This window comes from Empedobacter sp. UBA5987 (genome assembly GCF_002429865.1).
Classification (GTDB): domain Bacteria; phylum Bacteroidota; class Bacteroidia; order Flavobacteriales; family Weeksellaceae; genus Empedobacter; species Empedobacter falsenii_B.
Map to the genome: position 1 here is coordinate 1 of NZ_DJBB01000072.1, position 22,963 is coordinate 22,963.

19 protein-coding genes are annotated in these 22,963 nt (G+C 32.6%); 10 read left to right on the forward strand and 9 right to left on the reverse strand.

The window, feature by feature from the left end:
• Nucleotides 1-21: 21 nt before the first annotated feature.
• The 4 genes from meaB to B3J26_RS12640 all read right to left on the reverse strand — a co-directional run bounded on the left by meaB (nucleotide 22) and on the right by B3J26_RS12640 (nucleotide 4,413).
• Nucleotides 22-990 (reverse strand): methylmalonyl Co-A mutase-associated GTPase MeaB, encoded by a 969-nt coding sequence (gene meaB, locus B3J26_RS12625; RefSeq protein ID WP_291074743.1) that lies wholly within the window; start codon nucleotides 988-990, stop codon nucleotides 22-24.
• Nucleotides 991-1,159: 169 nt separating this feature from the next.
• Nucleotides 1,160-1,774, reverse strand: coding sequence for a helix-turn-helix domain-containing protein (locus tag B3J26_RS12630; protein WP_280037686.1), 615 nt, complete (start codon nucleotides 1,772-1,774; stop codon nucleotides 1,160-1,162).
• Between the two features lie 300 nt (nucleotides 1,775-2,074).
• Nucleotides 2,075-4,174, reverse strand: coding sequence for a ferrous iron transport protein B (feoB, locus tag B3J26_RS12635; protein WP_291074744.1), 2,100 nt, complete (start codon nucleotides 4,172-4,174; stop codon nucleotides 2,075-2,077).
• Nucleotides 4,174-4,413 (reverse strand): FeoA family protein, encoded by a 240-nt coding sequence (locus B3J26_RS12640; RefSeq protein WP_038334874.1) that lies wholly within the window; start codon nucleotides 4,411-4,413, stop codon nucleotides 4,174-4,176. Before B3J26_RS12640 ends, feoB begins: the two co-directional genes overlap by 1 nt.
• Before the next feature lie 176 nt (nucleotides 4,414-4,589).
• Here B3J26_RS12640 and rplU point away from each other — a divergent pair, with 176 nt between their 5' ends.
• Together rplU and rpmA are read left to right on the forward strand one after the other, a co-directional pair.
• The gene (gene rplU / locus B3J26_RS12645) at nucleotides 4,590-4,895 is read left to right on the forward strand and encodes a 50S ribosomal protein L21 (protein WP_019975660.1); all 306 of its coding nucleotides are present in this window, start codon (nucleotides 4,590-4,592) and stop codon (nucleotides 4,893-4,895) included.
• A 43-nt stretch (nucleotides 4,896-4,938) separates the two neighbouring features.
• A complete protein-coding gene (rpmA, locus tag B3J26_RS12650) occupies nucleotides 4,939-5,196 on the forward strand; it encodes a 50S ribosomal protein L27 (protein WP_038334883.1) in 258 nt (85 codons plus the stop codon).
• A gap of 394 nt (nucleotides 5,197-5,590) precedes the next feature.
• On the opposite strand, the gene thiL is transcribed toward rpmA, so the two are convergent.
• Together thiL and B3J26_RS12660 are read right to left on the reverse strand one after the other, a co-directional pair.
• Nucleotides 5,591-6,661, reverse strand: a complete 1,071-nt coding sequence (thiL, locus tag B3J26_RS12655; protein WP_291074745.1) for a thiamine-phosphate kinase — start codon at nucleotides 6,659-6,661, stop codon at nucleotides 5,591-5,593.
• 4 nt (nucleotides 6,662-6,665) lie between these two features.
• Nucleotides 6,666-7,172, reverse strand: a complete 507-nt coding sequence (locus B3J26_RS12660) for an acyl-CoA thioesterase (protein ID WP_038334897.1) — start codon at nucleotides 7,170-7,172, stop codon at nucleotides 6,666-6,668.
• A gap of 167 nt (nucleotides 7,173-7,339) precedes the next feature.
• On the opposite strand from B3J26_RS12660, the gene B3J26_RS12665 reads away from it, so the two are divergent.
• The 5 genes from B3J26_RS12665 to B3J26_RS12685 all read left to right on the forward strand — a co-directional run bounded on the left by B3J26_RS12665 (nucleotide 7,340) and on the right by B3J26_RS12685 (nucleotide 13,337).
• Nucleotides 7,340-8,167, forward strand: a complete 828-nt coding sequence (locus B3J26_RS12665; protein ID WP_180905676.1) for a universal stress protein — start codon at nucleotides 7,340-7,342, stop codon at nucleotides 8,165-8,167.
• Nucleotides 8,168-8,272: 105 nt separating this feature from the next.
• On the forward strand, nucleotides 8,273-9,109 hold the full coding sequence (locus tag B3J26_RS12670) for a universal stress protein (RefSeq protein WP_291074746.1): 837 nt from the start codon (nucleotides 8,273-8,275) through the stop codon (nucleotides 9,107-9,109).
• A gap of 69 nt (nucleotides 9,110-9,178) precedes the next feature.
• Nucleotides 9,179-10,390, forward strand: a complete 1,212-nt coding sequence (locus tag B3J26_RS12675; RefSeq protein WP_291074747.1) for an NAD(P)/FAD-dependent oxidoreductase — start codon at nucleotides 9,179-9,181, stop codon at nucleotides 10,388-10,390.
• 138 nt (nucleotides 10,391-10,528) lie between these two features.
• The gene (locus tag B3J26_RS12680; RefSeq protein ID WP_038334921.1) at nucleotides 10,529-11,761 is read left to right on the forward strand and encodes an OmpP1/FadL family transporter; all 1,233 of its coding nucleotides are present in this window, start codon (nucleotides 10,529-10,531) and stop codon (nucleotides 11,759-11,761) included.
• A 7-nt stretch (nucleotides 11,762-11,768) separates the two neighbouring features.
• Nucleotides 11,769-13,337 (forward strand): lipase, encoded by a 1,569-nt coding sequence (locus B3J26_RS12685; RefSeq protein WP_038334928.1) that lies wholly within the window; start codon nucleotides 11,769-11,771, stop codon nucleotides 13,335-13,337.
• Between the two features lie 71 nt (nucleotides 13,338-13,408).
• Here B3J26_RS12685 and fbp read toward each other — a convergent pair whose 3' ends face one another.
• The gene (gene fbp, locus B3J26_RS12690; protein WP_038334934.1) at nucleotides 13,409-14,425 is read right to left on the reverse strand and encodes a class 1 fructose-bisphosphatase; all 1,017 of its coding nucleotides are present in this window, start codon (nucleotides 14,423-14,425) and stop codon (nucleotides 13,409-13,411) included.
• A 193-nt stretch (nucleotides 14,426-14,618) separates the two neighbouring features.
• Here fbp and B3J26_RS12695 point away from each other — a divergent pair, with 193 nt between their 5' ends.
• Together B3J26_RS12695 and B3J26_RS12700 are read left to right on the forward strand one after the other, a co-directional pair.
• Nucleotides 14,619-15,860, forward strand: a complete 1,242-nt coding sequence (locus B3J26_RS12695; RefSeq protein ID WP_291074748.1) for an aspartate kinase — start codon at nucleotides 14,619-14,621, stop codon at nucleotides 15,858-15,860.
• The gene (locus B3J26_RS12700; protein WP_291074749.1) at nucleotides 15,861-17,726 is read left to right on the forward strand and encodes a lysophospholipid acyltransferase family protein; all 1,866 of its coding nucleotides are present in this window, start codon (nucleotides 15,861-15,863) and stop codon (nucleotides 17,724-17,726) included.
• 75 nt (nucleotides 17,727-17,801) lie between these two features.
• Here B3J26_RS12700 and B3J26_RS12705 read toward each other — a convergent pair whose 3' ends face one another.
• Both B3J26_RS12705 and argH read right to left on the reverse strand, forming a co-directional pair.
• A complete protein-coding gene (locus B3J26_RS12705) occupies nucleotides 17,802-18,023 on the reverse strand; it encodes a hypothetical protein (RefSeq protein WP_114998299.1) in 222 nt (73 codons plus the stop codon).
• Nucleotides 18,024-18,248: 225 nt separating this feature from the next.
• Entirely contained in the window at nucleotides 18,249-19,550 is a 1,302-nt protein-coding gene (gene argH, locus B3J26_RS12710) for an argininosuccinate lyase (protein ID WP_291074750.1), read from the reverse strand.
• 560 nt (nucleotides 19,551-20,110) lie between these two features.
• On the opposite strand from argH, the gene B3J26_RS12715 reads away from it, so the two are divergent.
• Nucleotides 20,111-22,873 carry a bifunctional aconitate hydratase 2/2-methylisocitrate dehydratase gene (locus tag B3J26_RS12715; RefSeq protein ID WP_291074751.1) on the forward strand — a complete coding sequence of 921 codons (2,763 nt, stop codon included), beginning with the start codon at nucleotides 20,111-20,113 and terminating at the stop codon, nucleotides 22,871-22,873.
• The last annotated feature ends 90 nt before the right edge of the window (nucleotides 22,874-22,963 follow it).

Sequence of the window (22,963 nt, forward strand, 5' to 3'; positions counted from 1 at the left end):
ATCAATTTGATTGTCTTTTTTTTATTTTATATCAATTTCAGTATGGTTATTCAACCAATCTTTTGCCATTTCGAATGCAGACAAATTTTTGCTCAATTCTAATGGTTGCTTCTTAAGTAATTTTAAAAACTGTTGATTAATCAAATCAATTGTGTAGCGTTCTGCTTGTTTTAACTGTTGTTTTTCTCTGTTTGATAGGTAATAATTATTTTCATTAATAAATTTGAAATAATCATTGACCAATTCCCAAAGTTCAGGAATTCCTTTTCCGATTAATCCAGAACCGATAATTGATTTTCTTTTCCATTGAGAAGATTTGGTTGGTAAAAATTGCAACGAACGAACAATGTCCAATTTTGCATCTTTCACTAATTTTTCTTGAAACGAATCTGATTTATTAACGAAAATCAAATCAGCCATTTCCATAATTCCGCGTTTTATTCCTTGTAAATCATCTCCAGAACCCGGAAGTTGAAGAAATAGGAAGAGATCTGAAATTTCATTTACTAAGGTCTCAGATTGTCCAACACCAACAGTTTCAATCAAAATATTTTCAAATCCTGCTGCTTCGCATAATAAAATTGCTTCATATGTGCGCGATGTAACACCGCCTAAAGAGCCATTAGAAGCGCTTGGACGTATATAAGCATTCTCTTCTCGCGATAAGTCCTCCATGCGCGTTTTGTCACCTAAAATACTTCCTTTGGAAAGTGAACTACTCGGGTCAATTGCTAAAATTGCTACTTTTTCATCTTTACTCAGAATATATTTCCCCAGAGATTCGATAAAAGTACTTTTCCCAACACCAGGAATTCCAGTAATGGCAATTCTTTTTGAAGTTTTGGAAACAGGTAATAAACTAATGATATGTTGCGCTAATTTTAAATCGTCTAAACGATTGCTTTCGGCAAGTGTAATAGCTCTTGATAAGGCAAAACGATCACCTTCTTTTATTTTTTGAGCAAGTATTTCGGGGTCAATTTTTCGCATAAGACACAATCTTACATTAAAGATAAAGTCTTAATTAAGAATAAAAAAATACAATCGAGATTTATGAAATTATTTTATATAGCTCTTGTATTAATTGGTGTAAAAAATAAAATGAATATAAATGATTATCTATTTAAAATTCAGTTATATAAATTTTATTAATTCGTAATTACGAATTTTTTTGTTCCGCTTTAATTCTTTTTACAAAAGCAGAAGGAGATTCGTTCATGATTTGAGTAAAAGTTGTGGTAAACGTACTATGAGAAGCAAATCCGCAATCGCTTGCTAAATAACTTACTTTCGTATTAATGTATTTTGGCTCATTTTGAAGGCGATTCACAATGTAATTTACTCTCAACTCATTTAAATAGGAATTAAATTGTTTTTGGCGATGCGTTTTAATGATTTCGGAAAGATATTTTGTATTCGTCTCAAATTGTTTGGATAATAAAGCAAGGTTAACATCTTTCTTTATAAATCCTTTATTTTTCTCGAACAATTCTAATTTTCGAAGTAAATCATTTTCGGTTTTAGATGAAATGCTAAGGTTATTCATTGGTTTTTCTTCAATGATGACCTCTGTTGATGGAGTTGGAGGAATTATTTTATTTGTAACCTCTTCTTTGATTGGTTCAGAAGGAATTTCTTTAATTTCTTTTACAGAATTAATTTTTTCAGTAGAAATCTCAGTTGATTGTTTAGTTTTTTTGGAAACAAAGTAAATAATTAATCCTAAGATAATTATAGCTAAAACTATTAATAAAATGATTAACCAAGTTTCCATTTTTGTAAAATTTATATTCCGAATTAATAAAATAAAACTAATTGATAATCATTAAAATAATTAATTTTTACTGATTATACTATTGTAAAAATAGTCCGAAATTTTGAAATAAAAAAGGCTAACTTTTAAGAGTTAGCCTTTTTTTGAAATTCATCTTTGCTTGGAGAACAACCACAGCCTTTTGAGCATCCGCCTCCTTTTGAGCTAAATGAGTTTCTAATTAATTTTACAACATACCAAACTGCAAATCCGAAAAGGAAAGCGATAAAAATATATTGTATCCAAATATTGTCCATACTACTATTTTAAAAAATGATATGCAATAAATGCAACTACATATGCCAAACCTGTCATAAACCCTGTCTGAATCAATGTCCATTTCCAAGAATTTGTTTCGCGTTTTACGATCGCAATTGTACTCATACATTGCATTGCGAATGCATAAAATAACAATAACGAAACTCCTGTAGCAAGGTTATATGCTGGTTCTCCTGTGTTTTGGTTAATCTCATTTTTCATACGATGAAGTAAACGATCTTTTTGACCATTGTCTTCAACATCAACTTCTCCTAAGCTGTAAACCGTTGACATTGTTCCAACAAAAACTTCACGCGCAGCGAATGATGAAATTAAACCAATTCCCATCTTCCAATCATATCCTAATGGCTCTACAACTGGCTCTATAACTGAACCTAATCTCCCTAAATATGAATGTTCTAATTTGTAAGAAGCAATTTCATTTGCTAAATCTTCTTCATTCATTTTTGGGTGATGAGCAGTTACAATTTCTTCTGCATTTTTGAATTGTTCTCCAGGTCCAAAAGTTCCTAAAACCCATAGAATAATCGAAATTGCAAATATGATTTTACCCGCATCAACTAAAAATCCTAACGTTTTTTCCCAAACATTAATTCCAACATTTTTCCAATCAGGAAGTTTGTACGTTGGCATTTCTAAAATTAGGTAACTTTTATGTTTTGCTTTAATGATTAAATTCAATAAAATAGCACTTCCCAATGCGCCTAAAACACCTAAAATGTACATCACAAATAACGCCAAAGCTTGGTAACTTAATCCAAAAATATGTTCGTCGGGAATTACCAAAGCGATCAAAACGATGTAAATTGGTAAACGAGCCGAACACGTCATAAAAGGTGTTACAAGTATCGTTAATAGACGTTCTTTATCATTTTCGATATTACGCACAGACATGATTGCAGGAACGGCGCAGGCAACACCAGAAATCAATGGAACGACACTTTTTCCGCTTAATCCAAACGGTTTTAACCATCTGTCCATTAAATAAACCACGCGGCTCATGTAGCCCGTTTCTTCCATTATTGAAATGAATAAAAACAAAATGGCAATTTGCGGAACGAAAACGGCAATTCCTTCTATACCTGGGATTATTGCGCCTCCAATAATTTCGTTGATAGGACCTTCTGGAATTAAACTAATTGCTTTTTCGTCGATCCAACCAAATAAATCTTCGACCATTGTCATTAATGGTGCAGACCATGCGTAAACAGCTTGAAAGATTAATAATAAAATTCCTAAAAAGATGATGTATCCAAAAACTGGATGAATCAATGTTTTATCAATTTTATCGGTTAACGTTTCATTTCCTTCAAAATTATACGAAATAATATCGTTTAATTTATCCTCTAAAATTTTATTTCGATCTAATGCTTCTTTAACTTGTAATCGTTTCGAAACAATAGAATTTTCTTTCTTAATTGTATCTAATTTACTTAGATTTTCTTTCGATTCGAACGGAACTTCTTTCTGAGAAAGATATTGCCAAGCTAAATAATCAGATTTAAGATTAAATTCATTCTTGATTTTTTCTACAATAGAAAGATGCTCTTTCGGAATTTCGTAATGACAATTATATGGAGTTGCTTCTTTTGTAAAAGCTTCTACCAATTCATCAATTCCTTCGCTTGTACGCGCGTTTGTTAAGTATATTTTTGTTTGAAGAAAATCTTCTAACTTTTTCAAATCAATATTTAATCCCTTGCTTTTGATTTCATCTTTCATATTGATGACAAAAATCGCAGGAACGTCTAAATCTCGAACTTGTTGGTACAACAAAATCGATCGTTTTAGATTAGATGGTTCACCAACAACAATCGCCAAATTTGGGTAATGGTTATTGGTTTTGTCTCCTAAAGTTTTGAAAACAATTTCTTCATCCAAAGAGCTTGGATAAATTGTATACGTTCCGGGAAAATCTGTAATTTGGAATTTATTTCCATTTCGTTCTATTTTACCTTCGCGTTTTTCTACCGTCACACCTGGATAATTCCCAACTTTTTGACGAAGATTTGTTAATTTATTAAATAACGAAGTTTTACCAACATTTGGGTTACCAATTAAGGCAATTTTATAATGATTCATTATTTTTTTGTTATCAAAATTTTATCGGCTTCGTTTCTTCTTAAAGCTAAAACAGACTTGTTAGAGATGATACTAATGCAAATAGGACCACCAAACGGAGCCTTATTTTTTACCAATAAACTTGTTCCCGGAATAAAGCCCATTTCGTAAAACTTAGCAGGTATATCTTCTGTACTAAATCCAGTTACAACTGCTTGTTCACCAATTTTTAAATCTTTTAAAGAATAATTTTCAACCATTTCTACCAATCTATCTATGATTTTACTATATGCAAAGATATTTATTTTTAATTAATCCAAATAGAAGATATGTCATAGTTTTTTTATCTTTCTAATTAAATTTCAATGAATTCAAGTATCTAAATTCAAAATTTTGATTATCTTTGCACTCAATTTTCATTTATAAACATTAATTTATGTACGCAATTGTAGAGATAGCAGGGCTTCAATACAAAGTTGAAAAAGACCAACAATTGTTTGTAAACCGTTTAGCTGGTGAAGCAGGTGATGAAGTAAAATTCGACCGTGTTTTATTAACAGATAACGGAGCAATCACTGTCGGCGCCCCAGTTATAGACGGAGTTACCGTAGTAGCTAAAATCGTTGAACACGTGAAAGGAGACAAAGTAATCGTTTTCAAAAAGAAAAGAAGAAAAGGTTACCAAAAGTCTAACGGTCATCGTCAACAATTCACTAAAATTGAAGTAGCTTCAATCGGTTAAGATTGAGCTGAGATTAATTATTAACTCTTAAAAACAAAACGAAATGGCACATAAGAAAGGGGTCGGAAGTTCGAAAAATGGTCGTGAATCACATTCGAAACGTTTAGGTGTTAAAATTTTTGGTGGACAAGCAGCAATCGCTGGTAACATTATTGTTCGTCAAAGAGGTACTCAACATCATCCTGGTGATAATGTAGGAATCGGTAAAGATCACACATTATTCGCTTTAATTGACGGAAAAGTAGTTTTCACTAAAAAACGTAACGATAGATCTTACGTTTCAGTTGAACCATTATCTTAATTGATAATTCGACAGCGAAAATGCTAACAATATAAAAGCTCGAACTTATTGGTTCGAGCTTTTTTTGTTTTTATAGTTTTTTAATACAGCAACAAGTATAAAAATAATGACACCAATAATTAAAGTTGGAAACCAAAAAACTAGACATATTTCAGAAATTTTCACAGAGAACTTACTGAAATTTCCTCTTGCTGTAAACATACTCATTGCATAAATAAACATTATGAATGATAATGATATCAAAACAATTCCTGTTGAGAATAACGTATTTTTTATTGAAAATTTTCTAGACATAATTTAAAAAATAAACTAAAATACAACTTATTTCAACTAAAAAAGCACTCAATTCCTTGAATGCTTTTGATTTTATATTTGATGAGAAACTGAAATAAATTCAGTCTAAAACTACTTCTTCGTCTTCTGTTTCAATTCCCCAACCTTGTGCTGTTAATGGAACCATTTGTTCGCTTCCACGTGTAATCAAATAGTTTTCTTCGTTTTTACCAGTTACATGACCAATCACCGTTAAATGCGGATTTCCTTTGATTTTTTCAAAATCTTTTTGATCAATTGTAAACAGCAATTCATAATCTTCTCCACCGCTTAATGCACATGTGATTGGATTAATTTTGAATTCTTCGGCTGTGCGAATCACAATAGAATCTAATGGAATTTTTTCTTCGTAAATATTAATTCCAACACCACTTTCTTTCGAAAGATGAATAATTTCCGAAGATAATCCGTCCGAAATATCAATCATAGAAGTTGGTTTAACTTTCAATTCTTTCAAGAGATTGATAATATCCAAACGTGCCTCAGGTTTTAATTGGCGTTCAATTAAATATGAATAGTTTTCGAAATCTGGTTGATTATTAGGATTTACTTTTGATACTTGCGCTTCGCGTTCTAAAACTTGCAAACCAAGAAAAGAAGCACCTAAATCACCAGAAAGAACAACCAAATCATTTTCTTTCGCACCATTTCTATAAGCCAAATCTTTTTCTGGAGCCGAACCAATCGCCGTCATACTTAGTACAAGTCCGCTAACAGAAGAAGTTGTATCGCCGCCTACAATATCAATATTGTATTTGTCGCAAGCGTATTTCATTCCGTTGTAAATTTCGTCCACAGCTTCTATCGTAAAACGATTCGAAATTGCCATCGAAACCAACAATTGTTTTGGAATAGCATTCATCGCCAAAATATCACTAATCGCTGTCACAACTGCTTTATAACCCAAATGGCGCAAAGGCATATACGACCAGCTAAAATTTACACCTTCTACCAACATATCAGTAGAAACGACAATTTTATCTTTTTTATAATCAAGAACAGCCGCATCGTCGCCAATTCCTTTGATAGAGCTTTCTAATTTGATCGGAAAACCTTCTTTGATTTGATTAATTAAACCAAATTCTCCAATTTCGGCTAAACTTGTTTTTGAAACGTTTTTATCTTCTAACATGATTTTATTTTTGAGTAAAGATTGAAGGATCTATATTTTCTGAACGAAAAGGTAAATTGATAATGTCTTGTTTCGACATTGTTTTCACGGTTTGTCCTTCAAATGATTTTTTAATGTTTTCTAACATTTCTGTTGGTGGTGCTTGCATTTTTCTTTTCGACATCGAAAACCAAACGCCTGTCAGTTCAGAATGGCAAAGATGTACACCATCTTGATTATATAGATTATGAATAAATTGATAAATCATTCCATCTTCCGACATTCCACCAATTTCTACCGAAATATAAATTTCTTCACCTTCCATTGCTTCCTTAAAAAAAGAAAATTGTTCGTGCAAAATAGCTGGTCCAATTCCGTATTCAGCCAAATTTTTCATCGAAATGCCATAATCTCTCAAAAAAGCAATACGTGCAAAACTTGTAAAATTCATATACGAAGCATTCGCTAAATGGCGATTAGCATCCAAATCTGACCATCGAACAATGGTTTTTTGAAAATATTTATTATTCATGAATTGAAAAATTATTTAAGGTACAAAGTTACGGATTACTATTTACACGAAAATGATAATATTTTTAATCATCGTAAATAATAAAAAAACAATAAGATTTAACATCAAATTAAAATATAAATAATTTTATAATTCGTATCTTTAAAGAGCTATTAAACAGACAGATTATGAAAAAAATATTATTTCCAACAGACTTTTCAGAAACAGCAAATAATGCGTTTTTGTATGCGTTAAATTTAGCCGAAAATCAGAATGCAGAATTGTATGTTTTGCACGCTTTTCAGTATCCAATGGTAAGTGGAGGAATCGATGCTGGTATTTTGCAAGATGTTTATAATACAATTGAATTAAATAATTTCGAGAATTTAAAAGATCATATTCCGTTCTTGAGAAAAATGGCTGAGGACAATGGTTTTGCAAATGTTGATTTGAAATTTTTCGTAAAAGAAGGAATGCTTTCGTTTGTGTTGCCAACATTTATCGAAGATGAAAAAGTAGATTTTGTGGTAATGGGAACGACTGGAAATACAGGATTTGATAAAGTTCTTTTTGGTTCGAATACGATGAATGCAATCAAACATCTTAAAATTCCGGTATTGAGCGTGCCAAATGGTTATAAATTCAAAGGAATAAATAACATCGGATTTACGACAATTTTCCAAGATAAAGACCGCAAAGCCTTAGATTATTTAACAGAAATCGCTTATCGTTACAAAGCAAAAGTGCATTGTTTACACGTTTCGAAAGATGGAAATTATGATATTCCGACGCTTAATCATTGGAAAGAATATTATAAAGACGAACCTGTAGATTTTTCTATTTATACTGCGGATGAATCTGTTGATGCAGTTTTGGAATTTATCAAAGAAGAAAAAATTGATTTGTTGACAGTAGTCAGCCGTAACAAAGGCTTCTTCGAGAAATTATTTTCACCAAGTTTTACAAAGAAAATTTTGACGCAACACAACGTGCCTTTGTTTGTTTTCCACGAATAAGATAATTTATACTGAATATACAAAGCTCAATCTGTAGAAATAGATTGAGCTTTTTTCGTGTTGAAATGAAATTATTCGTAACTTTTGAGTACAAAACACGAAAAGATGAAAAAAATATTGTTCCCAACAGATTTCTCAGAAACTGCCAATAACGCCTTCTTATATGCACTAAATCTTGCAAAAAGTATCGATGCACAAGTTTATGTGTTGCATGTTTATGAATTGCCAATGATTACTGGAAGTTTGAGTGCTGGATTGATTCAGAATGTATATGAAACGGTAGAATTAGGAAGTTTCGATAACTTTAAAGATAATATTCCGCAACTAAGACAAATTGCTGATGATAATGGTTTGAATGAAATTCCAATCAAATTTATTTTAGAAGAAGGAAATTTCTTATACATTCTACGCGAAATTATTGGTGAAGAAAGCGTTGATTTTGTAGTGATGGGAACGGATGGAAATTCAGGAATTGAGAAAATGCTTTTCGGTTCGAATACGATAAATGCGATTACATCGATGAAAGTTCCGATTCTTAGTGTTCCGCACGGAATGTCTTTCAAAGGATTTAAAAATATTGGTTTTACGACTGTTTTTGATCAAAAAGATAAAGATGCGTTAAAGTATTTGATTGAAATTGCAAATCGTCATCAGGCAAAAATTCATTGTATGCACGTTTCGAAAGATGGAAAATTTAATCAACAAGCAATGAAAGATTGGCAAGATCAGTTTGCTGGAGATCCAATTGTTTTTGAAATTTATCATGATTCTGATCCTGTAAATGCGGTGTTGGATTTTATTAATGAAAAACAAATTGATTTGTTGACGGTTGTGAGTCGCAATAAAGGGTTTTTTGATAAGATTTTTTCGCCAGGATTTACAAAGAAAATTGCAAATAAAAATATTACACCTTTGTTCGTTTTTCATGAACAAAAGTCTTAAAAGGAAATGTGAAAACATTTCCTTTTTTTGTCAAAAATTCTGTTAAAAATAAAACTTTACCTTTGCCCCGTGAAAAAAATAGCCATAGTAGGAGGTGGTGCCGCAGGATATTTTGTTGCAGCAAACCTTGGAAAAACTGTAGGACAACAAACTATATTGTTTGAACAAGCAAATCTGCCGCTTCAAAAAGTACGCATTTCGGGTGGAGGAAGATGTAATGTGACGCATGCATGTTTTGATCCGCTTGATTTGGTCGAGTTTTATCCACGCGGAAAAAAGGAATTATTAAGCGTTTTTTACACGTTTCAACCAGGTGATACAATGGCTTGGTTTGATGAGCGCGGAGTAGAATTGAAAATAGAAGACGATAACCGTATTTTTCCAGTTAGCGATTCTTCACTTTCGATTATAGAGGCTTTGACAAAAGCGGTTGATCAAAATAAAGTTCAGCTTAATTTCTCAGATGGTGTGCAAGAAATTAATAAAGTTGATGGTGGTTATGAATTGATAACAAAATCAGGAAAACATTTTTTCGAAACGGTGATTGTGACAACAGGAAGTACGCCTAAATTTTGGAAAAGTTTGAAAAATATAGGTTTGAAAATCGTTCAACCAGTTCCTTCTTTATTCACGTTTAATTGCAAAGATCCTCGAATTGAAGGATTGATGGGAATTTCTTTCGATAATGCTGAAGTCAAAATCAATCAACAAAAATTAGAAGAAGAAGGTCCGTTACTAATTACGCATTGGGGATTTAGTGGACCAGCGATTTTGAGATTATCGGCTTGGGGTGCTTTAAAATTGAATGAAAGCAATTATAAATTCGAAACTGAAATCAATTTTGTAAATCAATCTAAAGACGAAATCATTTCATTTTTGAATGATAAAAAACAAGTTGATGCTAAGAAAAATGTGCATAAAAATAATCCATTCGATTTTCCGAAGCGTTTTTGGTTTAGTATTCTGAGCTATTGTAATATAGATGAAAACAAGGTTTATGCAGATTTATCGAAAAAACACATCGAAGCAATTGCAATAGAATTGACGCAAGGAAAATACCAAATTAATGGAAAAAGTACGTTCAAAGATGAGTTTGTGACGGCTGGCGGTGTCGATTTGAAAGAGATTGATTTTCATTCGATGCAAGCAAAAAAAATCCCACAATTGTTTATGGCCGGTGAGGTTTTAAATATTGATGCCATAACAGGTGGGTTCAATTTTCAGGCGTGTTGGTCTGAAGGATATATTATATCTGAAAAAATCAAAGAAATTTATCAATAGTGTATATTTTACACAAATATTATTCTGGCTGAAAGCCTTAAGAATAAAGATTTTTTCAAGATTTATTATGTTAACATAACATTATTATAAAATTATGTTATTTTTGTTTAAAGGAATTATTAAAAACGAACAAAAAATATGAAGAAAATTTTCTTAACCTTAGCATTAATCGGCTTATCTTCTTCTGCATTCGCAGGTGGATACCGAGTTGCTTTACAAGGAGTTCGCCAAGCGGCATTGGGAGGGACTTCTGCAACACAAACTCACGATGCGAGTGTTGCGTTTTATAATCCTGCAGGTTTAGCTTTTGTTGATAGTAAATTGAGTATTGCTGTCGGAGGTTTTGGTGTAAAAACTGACGTAAAATGGCAAGATCCAATGACGTTACAAAAAGCAGAAACAGATAGTAAATTAGGAACACCAATGTATTTGGCAGTTAGTTACAAGCCTGTAGATGATTTAGCAATTGGATTGAGTGTTACGACGCCTTTTGGTAGTTCGGTTACGTGGCCAGAAGATTGGCAAAACAAAGCAAATATTACACATATTGACTTGAAAGCATTCAATATTCAGCCAACGGTTGCATATCGTTTTTCTGATTGGTTTAGTTTGGGTGTAGGTTTCATTTATACACACGGAACAGCTAAATTAGAGAAAGTACAAACAGTTGCTGGAAATGATATTAAACTTAAATTAGAGGATAAAGATGCTCATGGTTTAGGATTTAATGTTGGAGCAATGTTCAAGCCAACAGATAAATTTGGAGTTGGAATTGCGTACCGTTCTAATGTAGATGTTTCTGCAAACAAAGGTGATGTTACATGGTCGAATGTTCCTTCTGGAATTGCATCTAATGTGCCTTTTAATACAGATAAATGGAATACAACTTTACCATTACCATCAGAGTTTACATTTGGAATGTCTTACAAAGTTTTACCACAATTAGAACTTTTTGGAGATGTAGTTTGGCAAAACTGGACACGTTACAAAAGTTTAGATATCAATTTATATAATGATGCTTCTAATACTTTTTACACATCATCTTCTACGAAAAACTGGAAAGACAATACATTATTCCGTTTTGGAGCAGAGTATACTTTCAGCGAGATGATTGTTGGACGTGTTGGTTATTATCATGATAAATCACCAGTTCCATCAGCTTATTGGTCATCAGAAACACCAAGTTCTAACTTGAATTCAGTTTCAGCTGGATTAGGATTTAGATTTGAGTCAGGTTTTCATGTTGATTTATTTGGATCATATGTAAAAGGAGACGAAAGACATATTGATAATATTCAACAAAACTTCTCTGGAGATGTTAAAATGCGTGCTATAAACTTTGGTTTAGGCGTATCGTACAACCTAAAATAAGACAAAAATGAAACACTTAAATAAAATAGTATTAGTTGCATTAGCTGCTACGATGTTTAACTGTAGCGAAGATTTTGATCATCCAATTGAAGATATTCAAGTTTCTGCAGGTGAAGCTAATTTTAAAACATATATCGCATTAGGAAACTCGTTAACTTCTGGTTATAGAGATAATGCATTGTACAAATCTGGACAAGAAAATTCTTACCCAAACATGTTAGCTGGATTGATGAAAGCTGCAGGAGGAGGAGAATTTAAAATTCCTTATATGCAAAATGATACAGGTGGATTTACTGATTTACCAGGTTTTCCAGGTAAATTGAATTTACAAATTGTAAATGGAGCTTTAACACCAGTTCCAAGTCCTGCGGGTGGGGCTTTAGATATCTTAGCAGATAAAGGAAAGTTTCAAAATATGGGAGTTCCAGGTGCTAAGTCTTATCATTTAGTTGCGCCAGGTTATGGAAATCCAGCAGGATTAAAAACAGATCCAGTAACTGCGAATCCTTATTTTGTACGTTTCGCAAGTAATGCGACAACTTCTGTAGTTGGAGATGCAGTTGCGCAAAAACCAACATTCTTCTCTTATTGGATTGGAAATAATGATGTTTTAGGTTATGCAACATCTGGTGGAGTTGGAGTAGATCATAATGAAACAAATAATGTTGATCCAAGAACTTATGGAAGTTCAGATATTTCTAATGTAAATGTGGTAAAATCTACAATTAATGATGGATTAAAAGCATTAACAGCGGTAGGGGCGAAAGGAGTTATTGCAAATATTCCTTCTGTAACATCTATTCCATATTTTACAACGGTTCCATACGCGCCATTATCACCTGCAAACCCAAGTTTTGCATCAATGATTGATGAATTGAATGCAACTTATGCAGGATTAAATCAAGTATTTGATGCGGTTGGAGCTTCAGAAAGAAAAATCTTTTTTTCTAAGAATGCTGCAAGTGCTGTAGTAATTAAAGATAAAGATTTAGCAGATTTATCAGCTACAATCACTGCTGCACTTACTCCTAAAATTGGAGCTGCAAAAGCAACTTTATTTGGGATGATTTATGGTCAAGCTCGTCAAGCAACAGCGAAAGATTTATTGGTTTTAACTTCTTCTTCTGTAATTGGAAAAGTTGATACAAATCAAGTTGCAGCGTTAATGAAATTAGGATTAACTCAAGAAGAAGCTGGTAAATTAGCAGTAGTAGGTGTTAGTTATCCAATGACAGATAATTATGTATTAACAGCAAAAGAAACTGCGAAAGCAGAAGCAGCTGTAATTAAATACAATGCAGCAATTGCTGAATTAGCAACTGCTTATAATTTAGCTTTAGTTGATACATATTCTGAAATGAAAAAATTAAGTTCTCAATCAGGAATTAAATATTACGGACAAACATATACAACAACTTTCGTTTCTGGTGGAGCGTTCTCATTAGATGGAGTTCACTTAACAGGAACTGGATATGCAATTGTCGCAAATATGTTTGCTGATGCAATCAATAAAAAATATCATTCAACTTTAAGACATGTTTACCCAGGGAATTATCCAGGTATTGCAATTCCTTAATTGGATGTTTAGATAATAAAAAATCCGCTCATCGAGCGGATTTTTTTATTTGATTATTTTTTTAGAAATAATTATTTCAATTCTTCATTTCGCATAAATTCTTCTGCTTTTTCGACCATATTTTTCGATCCACAAAAGAAAGGAATGCGCTGGTGTAATTCTGTAGGTTCAATATCCATAATGCGTTGGAAACCGTCAGAAGCTTTTCCTCCAGCTTGTTCTGCAATAAAAGCCATTGGATTACATTCGTACAATAAACGTAATTTTCCGTTCGGATTATTTGTTCCAGAAGGATAAATATAAATTCCTCCTTTCAACATGTTTCGGTGAAAATCTGAACATAAAGAACCGATGTAACGAGAAGTGTACGGACGATCTTCTTCATCTGCCTGACAGTATTTGATGTAATTTTTAACTCCTTGAGGGAATTTCACGTAATTACCTTCGTTAACTGAATAAATGTGTCCATCTTCTGGAATACACATATTTGGATGAGACAAATAAAACGTTCCAATTCCTGGGTTCAAGGTAAATCCATTTACACCATTTCCTGTTGTGTAAACTAACATTGTAGATGTTCCATAAATTACATATCCTGCAGCAACTTGCTTGTTACCTGGTTGTAAAAAATCTTCTTTTGTAACAGGTGTTCCAGGTTCAGAAACACGGTGGTAGATAGAGAAAATTGTTCCAACAGAAACATTTACGTCGATGTTTGATGAACCATCAAGTGGATCAATCAACACAACATATTTACTGTTTTTTGAATTTATTGAAGGTTGAATTGCAATAAAATCTTCGTTTTCTTCCGAAGCAATACCACAAACAACTTCGCGTTGCGATAACGTTTCAATAAACGTATCGTTTGCGAAAACATCTAATTTTTGTTGTTTTTCTCCTTGGACATTTTCATTTCCGAATTCGCCTAAAATATTTACAAGTCCTGCTTTGTTTACTTTATAATTAACAACTTTTGTCGCTAATTTAATAGAACTCAGTAATCTAGATAATTCTCCAGATGAGTAAATAAAATCTGCTTGATTTTCTATGATAAACTCTCCAAGAGTTTGATGAGAATTAGTATTCATAATTATGTTTTGCTGGTCAAATATCGGAATAATAACTCAATTTTATATCATTTCAAACGTTTGAAATTAATCTAAATACGTGAAAATCATCACTCAAATTTATTTTTTATTTTAATTAAATTCGGTCAACATATAAAGTGTAGTTTAGTTATATTTGCAAGTTAAATATTTACAAAAAAAAGTTTTTATAGAAATGAAAGTTTTCAAATTCGGTGGTGCTTCGGTGAAAGATGCAGCCGGCGTTAGAAATGTTGCGAGTTTATTGCAATCTGTTGGTTACGAAAATACATGTATCATTGTTTCTGCTATGGGCAAGACAACAAATGCATTGGAAGAGGTAGTCAAACGCTATTTTGAAGAACAAGATTTCGAAAAAACAATTCACAAAGTTAAAGAACAACACATTGCTTTAGCGACGGAATTATTTGATAATCCAGCTGAGGTTTCGAACGAAATTTCGCAATTTTTTGATGATATCGTCTCGTTTTTAAGACGTAACAAATCACCAAATTATAGCTATGTGTACGATCAAGTGGTTTGTTGTGGAGAATTAATTTCGACAAAAATCATCAGTATGTATCTTAATTCGATACAAATTAATAATGAATGGTTAGATGTTCGCGATTATATCAAAACAGATAATACTTACCGCGAAGGGAAAGTTAATTGGGGGTTAACAGAAGAAAGTATTAAACGTTTACCAAACACAGGTTTGTTTATTACACAAGGTTTCTTAGGTTCTGATCCAAACTTTTTCACAACAACTTTAGGACGCGAAGGTTCAGATTATTCTGCGGCGATTTTTGCTTATTGTTTAAATGCGAATAGCATGACGATTTGGAAAGATGTTCCAGGTGTTTTGAATGCTGATCCACGTTATTTTGATAATGCAGAGCTGTTAAATCATATTTCATACGAAGAAGCGATAGAGTTGGCGTATTATGGTGCATCTGTTATTCACCCGAAAACGTTACAGCCGCTTCAACAAAAAGAAATTCCTTTCTTCGTAAAATCATTTATTAATCCTACAGAAGCAGGAACAGAGGTAGCGAAAGGTCAACCATTAGATCCAAAAGTACCATGTTTTATCTTAAAAAGAGAGCAACATTTGATTCGTTTATCAAGTAAAGATTTCTCGTTTATTACAGAAGATAAATTGAGCGGAATTTTCAATAAACTATATGATTATCAAATCAAAGTAAATTTGATGCAAAATTCAGCAATTTCATTATCTTTATGTTTGGAGGATAAATATGACAACTTAGAAAAGTTTGTTGCAGATATGAACGAAGAATATAAAGTGCAAGAAGAAAACAATGTTTTATTGTACACAATTCGCCATTTTGATGCAGATTCTGACAAAGTTGTTTCAAAAGAAAAAGAATTATTGCGACAAACTGTTCGCGAAACATTACAAATAGTTGTTAAAGCTTAAATGAGTTTAATTACGACACAAGATATCTATTCAGCTTCGGGTCTTTCTAAAATTGGTGTTTTAGGAAAGCCTGTGGCTTGGGCATTGAAAAAAGTTTTCAGTATAGATCAGTTAAACGATTTGTACAATCGTGGAAAGCATTTGCAATGCGAACCTTTTTTGGATTATTTGATTGATGATTTAGGAATGGATTACGAAATCCATGAAGAAGATTTGAAACGTATTCCAAAAGAAGGACCTTTTATTATTATTTCTAATCATCCGCTTGGTGCGTTGGACGGAATTATTTTGATGCATTTTATGTCAAAAATTCGTCCTGATTTCAAGGTGATGGGTAATTTTTTATTGCAAAAAATTAAACCATTAGAACCGATGATTATCCCAGTTAATCCTTTCGAAACTCGTAAAGATGCTTACAGTAGCCTTTCAGGAATGCGCGATGCGTTAAAATTGTTAAGAGCTGGAGGTTGTTTAGGAATTTTTCCTGCGGGCGAAGTTTCTTATCGTGATGAAGATAGCAAAATTATCGACAGAGAATGGCAAGAATCAGCGATGAAGTTGATCAAAAAAGCGAAAGTTCCTGTTGTTCCAATGTTTTTCAGAGCACGAAATAGTAATATTTTTTATCGTGTGGCGAAGATTCATCCAGATTTTCAAACGGCAATGTTGCCAGCTGAAATGATGAAGAAAAGAACACGTCCAATTCAGATTCGTATTGGAAAACCAATTTTACAGAAACAACAAGACGAGCATGTGTCTATAGAAGATTATTCTGAGTTTTTGAGAAAGAAAACGTACATGCTTTCGTCATATTACAAACAAAAAAGAAGTTTAACTCAAGTCTTGAAAAACCCTTCGAATATTGAATTGAAAATTCCGAATTTACCAAGCTTATCTTCTTCTAACAAAAAGGTTAAGCCGATTATTTCGGAAACTGCTTTAGGCTTATTAATTCAAGATATTGAGACTTTACGAAAAGATGAACAAGCATTATTATTTACGAATAATAATTACGAATGTTTCTTTTCTACAGCTCAACAAATTCCAAATATATTAAGAGAAATTGGTCGTTTACGCGAGATAACTTTCCGTGCAATTGGTGAAGGTACAAATGATGAAATTGACCTTGATCGCTTCGATAATCATTATCATCATTTATTTTTATGGGATAAGGATACCAATAAAATTGTTGGAGCATATCGTATGGCGATTGGTTCTGAGGTATACGAAAAATATGGAATTAATGGATTTTATGTTCATGAATTATTCAATTTTGATCCAGAAATTCATCCTTTCTTCAAGAAATGTATCGAAATGGGACGTGCTTTCGTTTCAGCTGAGTATCAACAAAAACCTATGCCATTGTTTTTATTATGGAGAGGAATTGTGCATGTCACGTTGAGAAATCCAAATCAGAAATTTATTATTGGAGGAGTGAGTATTAGTAATCAGTTTTCTGATTTCTCAAAATCGTTGATGATCGAATTTATGAAATCTCATTATTATGATTCTACTGTAGCGCAATATGTGAGAGCAAAAAATGAATTTAAAGTTAAGCTGAAAGAGGAAGATAAAGAATTTATTTTCGATGAATCTGAAGCTGATTTGAATAAATTTGATAAGTTAATTGATGAGCTTGAGCCCAATATGTTGAGATTACCTGTTTTGATTAAGAAATACATCAAACAAAACGCAAAAGTGATTGCTTTCAATGTTGATCCAAAATTTAATGATGCAATTGATGGCTTAATGTATATTAGAGTTTCGGATATTCCGGAATCTACTGTTCGTCCTGTTTTAGAGGATATTCAAGCAGAATTGGATAAGAAAATACAATCAGGAAAATTTGACGGAAATCTTATTTAAGATTCATAAAAATATAAATCATAAAAAATGCGCTCAACCTAGTTGAGCGCATTTATATTTTAGCTTCGCTATAAATTATTTAGCAACTGCTGTAGAATCTGCTGCTGGAGCTGCTACTGCTGCTGAATCAGCTACTGGAGCTGCTGCAGAGTCAACTACTGCTGCTGAATCAACTACTGCTGTAGCTGAATCTGTAGCTGGTGCTTCTTCTACTGGTGCTTCTTCAGTTTTCTCTCCACAAGATACTGCTCCTAATGATAAAGCTGCTACTGCAACTACTGCGAAAAATTTTTTCATCTTTTTAAATTTTAATCGATTAATTTGATGTGTCAAAGTTAGAATGATTTTGACCTGATATAATAAAAAATGATTGTAATTATTTTGTAAAACATGTTTTATTTTACAAAATACACTTAATCAATTTTTTAAACGTTGATATTTTCCGAAATTATAAAATTTATAAAATAAAAAAATCCTCAAATTCTATAAATTTGAGGATGATTTTTGATGTATTACAAGCGATTATTTTAAAACTTGTGCTTCTAATTTGAATTTTTCGATTTTATTTGAAATTAAATCCAATCTCAAATTATGAATACTTCCGATATGCGAAGTCTGAAATTCTTTGTGTGGTACATACGTTCCATTTTCTACAGACAAACCAACTTCTCTGTAAGCATCGCGGAATGGCGTTCCATTTTTAATCGCTTCATTAATATTTTCAACGGTATAAATCGGATCATATTTATCCTGATTCATATAGTTGTCTTTAATCTGAAGTTGAGGAATCGCAAATGTTAAGATGTCAATAATATTATCAAATTGAATCATTGGTTCGAATAATATTTCTTTCAATATTTGATAATCGCGGTGATATCCACTTGGAAGATTATTAATTGTCATCATAATATCATTCGGCAACGCCTGAATTCTATTGCAATGCGCACGTGTTAACTCAAAAACATCTGGATTTTTCTTGTGTGGCATAATCGATGAGCCTGTTGTCATTTCGTTTGGTAACTTGACAAAAGCTAAATCTTGAGAATTGTATAAAACCAAATCGTATGACATTTTAGACAACGTTCCACAAATCATTGCTAAAGCTGTCGCAACAGATTTTTCTGTTTTTCCTCTAAGCATTTGTGCACCAACAGAAGAAACTAAGATTTCTGAAAAACCTAATTCTTGCGTTGTTTGCAAACGATCAATTGGGAAGCTTGTTCCAAAACCTGCTCCAGAACCCAAAGGATTTTGATCAGAAATTTTATATGCAGCCTCAAAAAAGTATAAATCTGTCAACAAACTTTCTGCATAGGCAGAAAACCACATTCCAAAACTACTTGGCATCGCCGCCTGAAAATGCGTATATCCTGGTAATTGATGATTCTTAAATTCATCTGCTTTTTGTAAGAAAATCTCAATTAAATTGACAATTTTTTCGGTTGTATGTTTTAAATACTCTTTCTCAAAAAGTTGAATTGCAACCAAAACTTGATCGTTTCGTGAACGAGCAACGTGAATTTTTTTACCCGCATCACCCGTTTTCTCAATTAAGAAAGCTTCAATTTTTGAATGTATATCTTCGTAATTTTCGTCGACTTCGAAATTATTTTCCGCAATCAGAACCAAAATTTCATCCAAAGCAATTTGCAACGCATCATTCTCTTCATTGGTAATCAAACCTGTTTTTGCCAGCATATTTGCCTGCGCTTTCGACGCTAATGCATCGTATTTCGCAAGATGAGCATCTAATTCTCTGTCTTTTCCAACAGTAAATTTTTCGATTTTATCATTAATGGTAAAACCTTTGTCCCAAAGTTTCATATCTATAATAATGAATTAAGGGCGCAAAGTTAATGAAAACTTGTATTTTTTTACATAAAATACGTATAATTATAAATATTATTTAATATTTATTCAGAGATAATTTTTCACTTACTCAATAAATAAGTGTTGATTATATATTTTTAGATTCAAAAACAGATGAAGAAGTAAATGTTAAAAAATGTAGTTCAATTCAATTTCGTAAAAAACTATGCCAAAAATTATCAACTTCATATTCTGACTATCTATAATTTTTTAAGTTGAATTTTTTTTGTGTTAAATACTTGTAAAAGTGAAATTTAATACTCTTTTGTAATTAGTCTAAATTATTATATTATAACTAAAATATATCATTCTTTGATGAAAAATTATTAGTATAAACGTATTTTTGTCTACAAAATAAAAAATTAACAAACTCAATAATGAGAACTTGATTTGGTTGTTCGAAGGTGAAAAGTCTTTTGAAAAAATAAATAAAGTGTTATTGTAGTGATTTACAAGTTTATATGATGCTTGTTGAAGCATTAAATGATTTGTAAAATTAAAAAGATTAGAGAATTATGAGCCTTTACAAGGATTACATCAACGAAATTGAAGAAAGAAAAGGTCTTGGATTACATCCAAAACCAATTGATGGTGCAGAATTACTAAGTGAAGTAATTTCACAAATTAAAGATGTTAATAATGAATACCGTGTGGATTCTGTTAACTTTTTTATCTATAACACTTTGCCAGGTACAACACCTGCTGCAGGTGTAAAAGCAAAATTTTTAAAAGAGATTATTTTAGGAGAAGCTACAGTTGCTGAAATTACACCAACTTATGCTTTCGAATTGTTATCTCACATGAAAGGTGGACCATCAATTGAGGTTCTTTTAGATTTAGCTTTAGGAAATGACGAAGCAATTGCAAAGCAAGCTGCAGCAGTTCTTAAAACACAAGTTTTCTTATATGATGCAGATACTGCACGTTTAGCTGATGCTTTTAAAGCAGGAAATACAATCGCAAAAGATATTTTAGAAAGTTATGCAAAAGCGGAGTTCTTTACTGAATTACCAGCTGTTGCTGAAGAAATTAAAGTGGTTACTTACATTGCTGCTGAAGGTGATATCTCTACGGATTTATTATCTCCAGGTAACCAAGCGCACTCTCGTTCTGATAGAGAATTGCACGGTCAATGTATGATTACGCCAGCTGCTCAAGCGGAAATTAAAGCGTTACAAGCGCAACATCCAGATGCTTCTGTGATGTTAATCGCTGAAAAAGGTACAATGGGTGTTGGTTCTTCTCGTATGTCAGGTGTTAACAACGTGGCTTTATGGACAGGAAAACAAGCATCGCCTTATGTTCCTTTCGTAAATATTGCACCAATTGTAGCAGGTACAAACGGAATTTCTCCTATTTTCTTAACTACAGTAGACGTTACTGGTGGTATCGGTATTGATTTACAAAACTGGGTTAAAAAAGTTGATGAAAACGGAAACGTTATACGTGACGTAAACGGTGATGTAGTTTTAGAACAAGTATATTCTGTTGCGACAGGTACAGTTTTAACGATCAATACAAAAACAAAAAAATTATACAATGGAGACCAAGAGTTAATTGATATTTCAAGATCATTGACTCCTCAAAAAATGGAATTTATCAAAGCGGGTGGTTCTTACGCAATCGTTTTTGGTAAAAAAATCCAAACATTTGCTGCTCAAACTTTAGGTATCGAAGCACCAACAGTTTTCGCTCCTTCAAAAGAGATTTCGAATGATGGGCAAGGTTTAACTGCTGTTGAAAAAATCTTCAATAACAATGCAGTTGGATCTACTCCAGGAAAAGTTTTATATGCAGGTTCTGACGTTCGTGTTAAAGTAAATATCGTAGGTTCACAAGATACTACAGGTTTAATGACTGCTCAAGAGTTAGAAGCTATGGCTGCTACAGTTATCGCTCCAACGGTTGACGGTGCATACCAATCAGGATGTCATACAGCTTCTGTTTGGGATAAAAAAGCGCAAGCAAATATTCCTAAATTGATGAAATTTATGAATGATTTCGGTGTAATTACAGCTCGTGACCCTAAAGGTGTTTATCATTCAATGACTGACGTTATCCACAAAGTATTAAATGATATTACTGTTGACGAGTGGGCTATCATTATTGGTGGTGACTCTCATACACGTATGTCTAAAGGTGTAGCTTTTGGTGCTGACTCTGGTACTGTGGCTTTAGCTTTAGCTACTGGTGAGGCTTCTATGCCAATTCCAGAATCTGTAAAAGTAACATTCAAAGGTGAGATGAAACCTCACATGGATTTCCGTGATGTGGTTCATGCTACACAATTACAAATGTTACAACAGTTTGATGGTGAAAACGTATTCCAAGGTCGTATTATTGAGGTTCACATCGGAACATTATTAGCAGACCAAGCGTTTACATTCACAGACTGGACGGCAGAAATGAAAGCAAAAGCATCTATCTGTATTTCTCAAGACGAAACATTAATCGAATCGTTAGAAATTGCAAAATCTCGTATCCAAATCATGATCGAGAAAGGAATGGATAACAAAAATCAAGTGTTAAAAGGGTTAATCGATAAAGCAAACAAACGTATCGAAGAAATTAAATCGGGTGCAAAACCAGCTTTAACTCCAGATGCAAATGCAAAATATTATGCTGAAGTAGTGATTGACTTAGATATTATCGAAGAGCCAATGATTGCCGATCCAGACGTAAACAATGCTGATGTTTCTAAACGTTATACACACGATACAATCCGCGATTTAACTTACTACGGTGGTGATAAACATGTAGATTTAGGTTTCGTAGGATCTTGTATGGTACATAAAGACGATTTAAAAATCGTTTCTCAAATGTTACGTAATGTAGAAAAAGCAAATGGTAAAGTGGAATTCAAAGCTCCTTTAGTTGTTGCTGCACCTACTTACAACATTATCGACGAATTGAAAGCGGAAGGTGATTGGGAAATGTTACAAAAATACTCAGGATTTGAGTTTAGCGATTTATTACCAAAATCTACTGCACGTACAGAATACGAAAACATTATGTACTTAGAGCGTCCTGGTTGTAACTTATGTATGGGTAACCAAGAAAAAGCAGCAAAAGGAGATACAGTAATGGCGACATCTACACGTTTATTCCAAGGTCGTGTGGTTGAAGACCGTGATGGTAAAAAAGGAGAATCTTTATTAGCATCAACTCCAGTAGTTGTTTTATCAGCGATTTTAGGACGTATTCCTTCTATCGAAGAGTACAAAACTGCAGTTGAAGGTATTAACTTAACAAAGTTTAAACCAATTTCAATGAACTAATTGTTTGTAGAAAATGATATAATAAAGGCTAACATTTCGGTGTTAGCCTTTTTTTGTGATAAATATATAATATTGCAAATAAATAAGTTA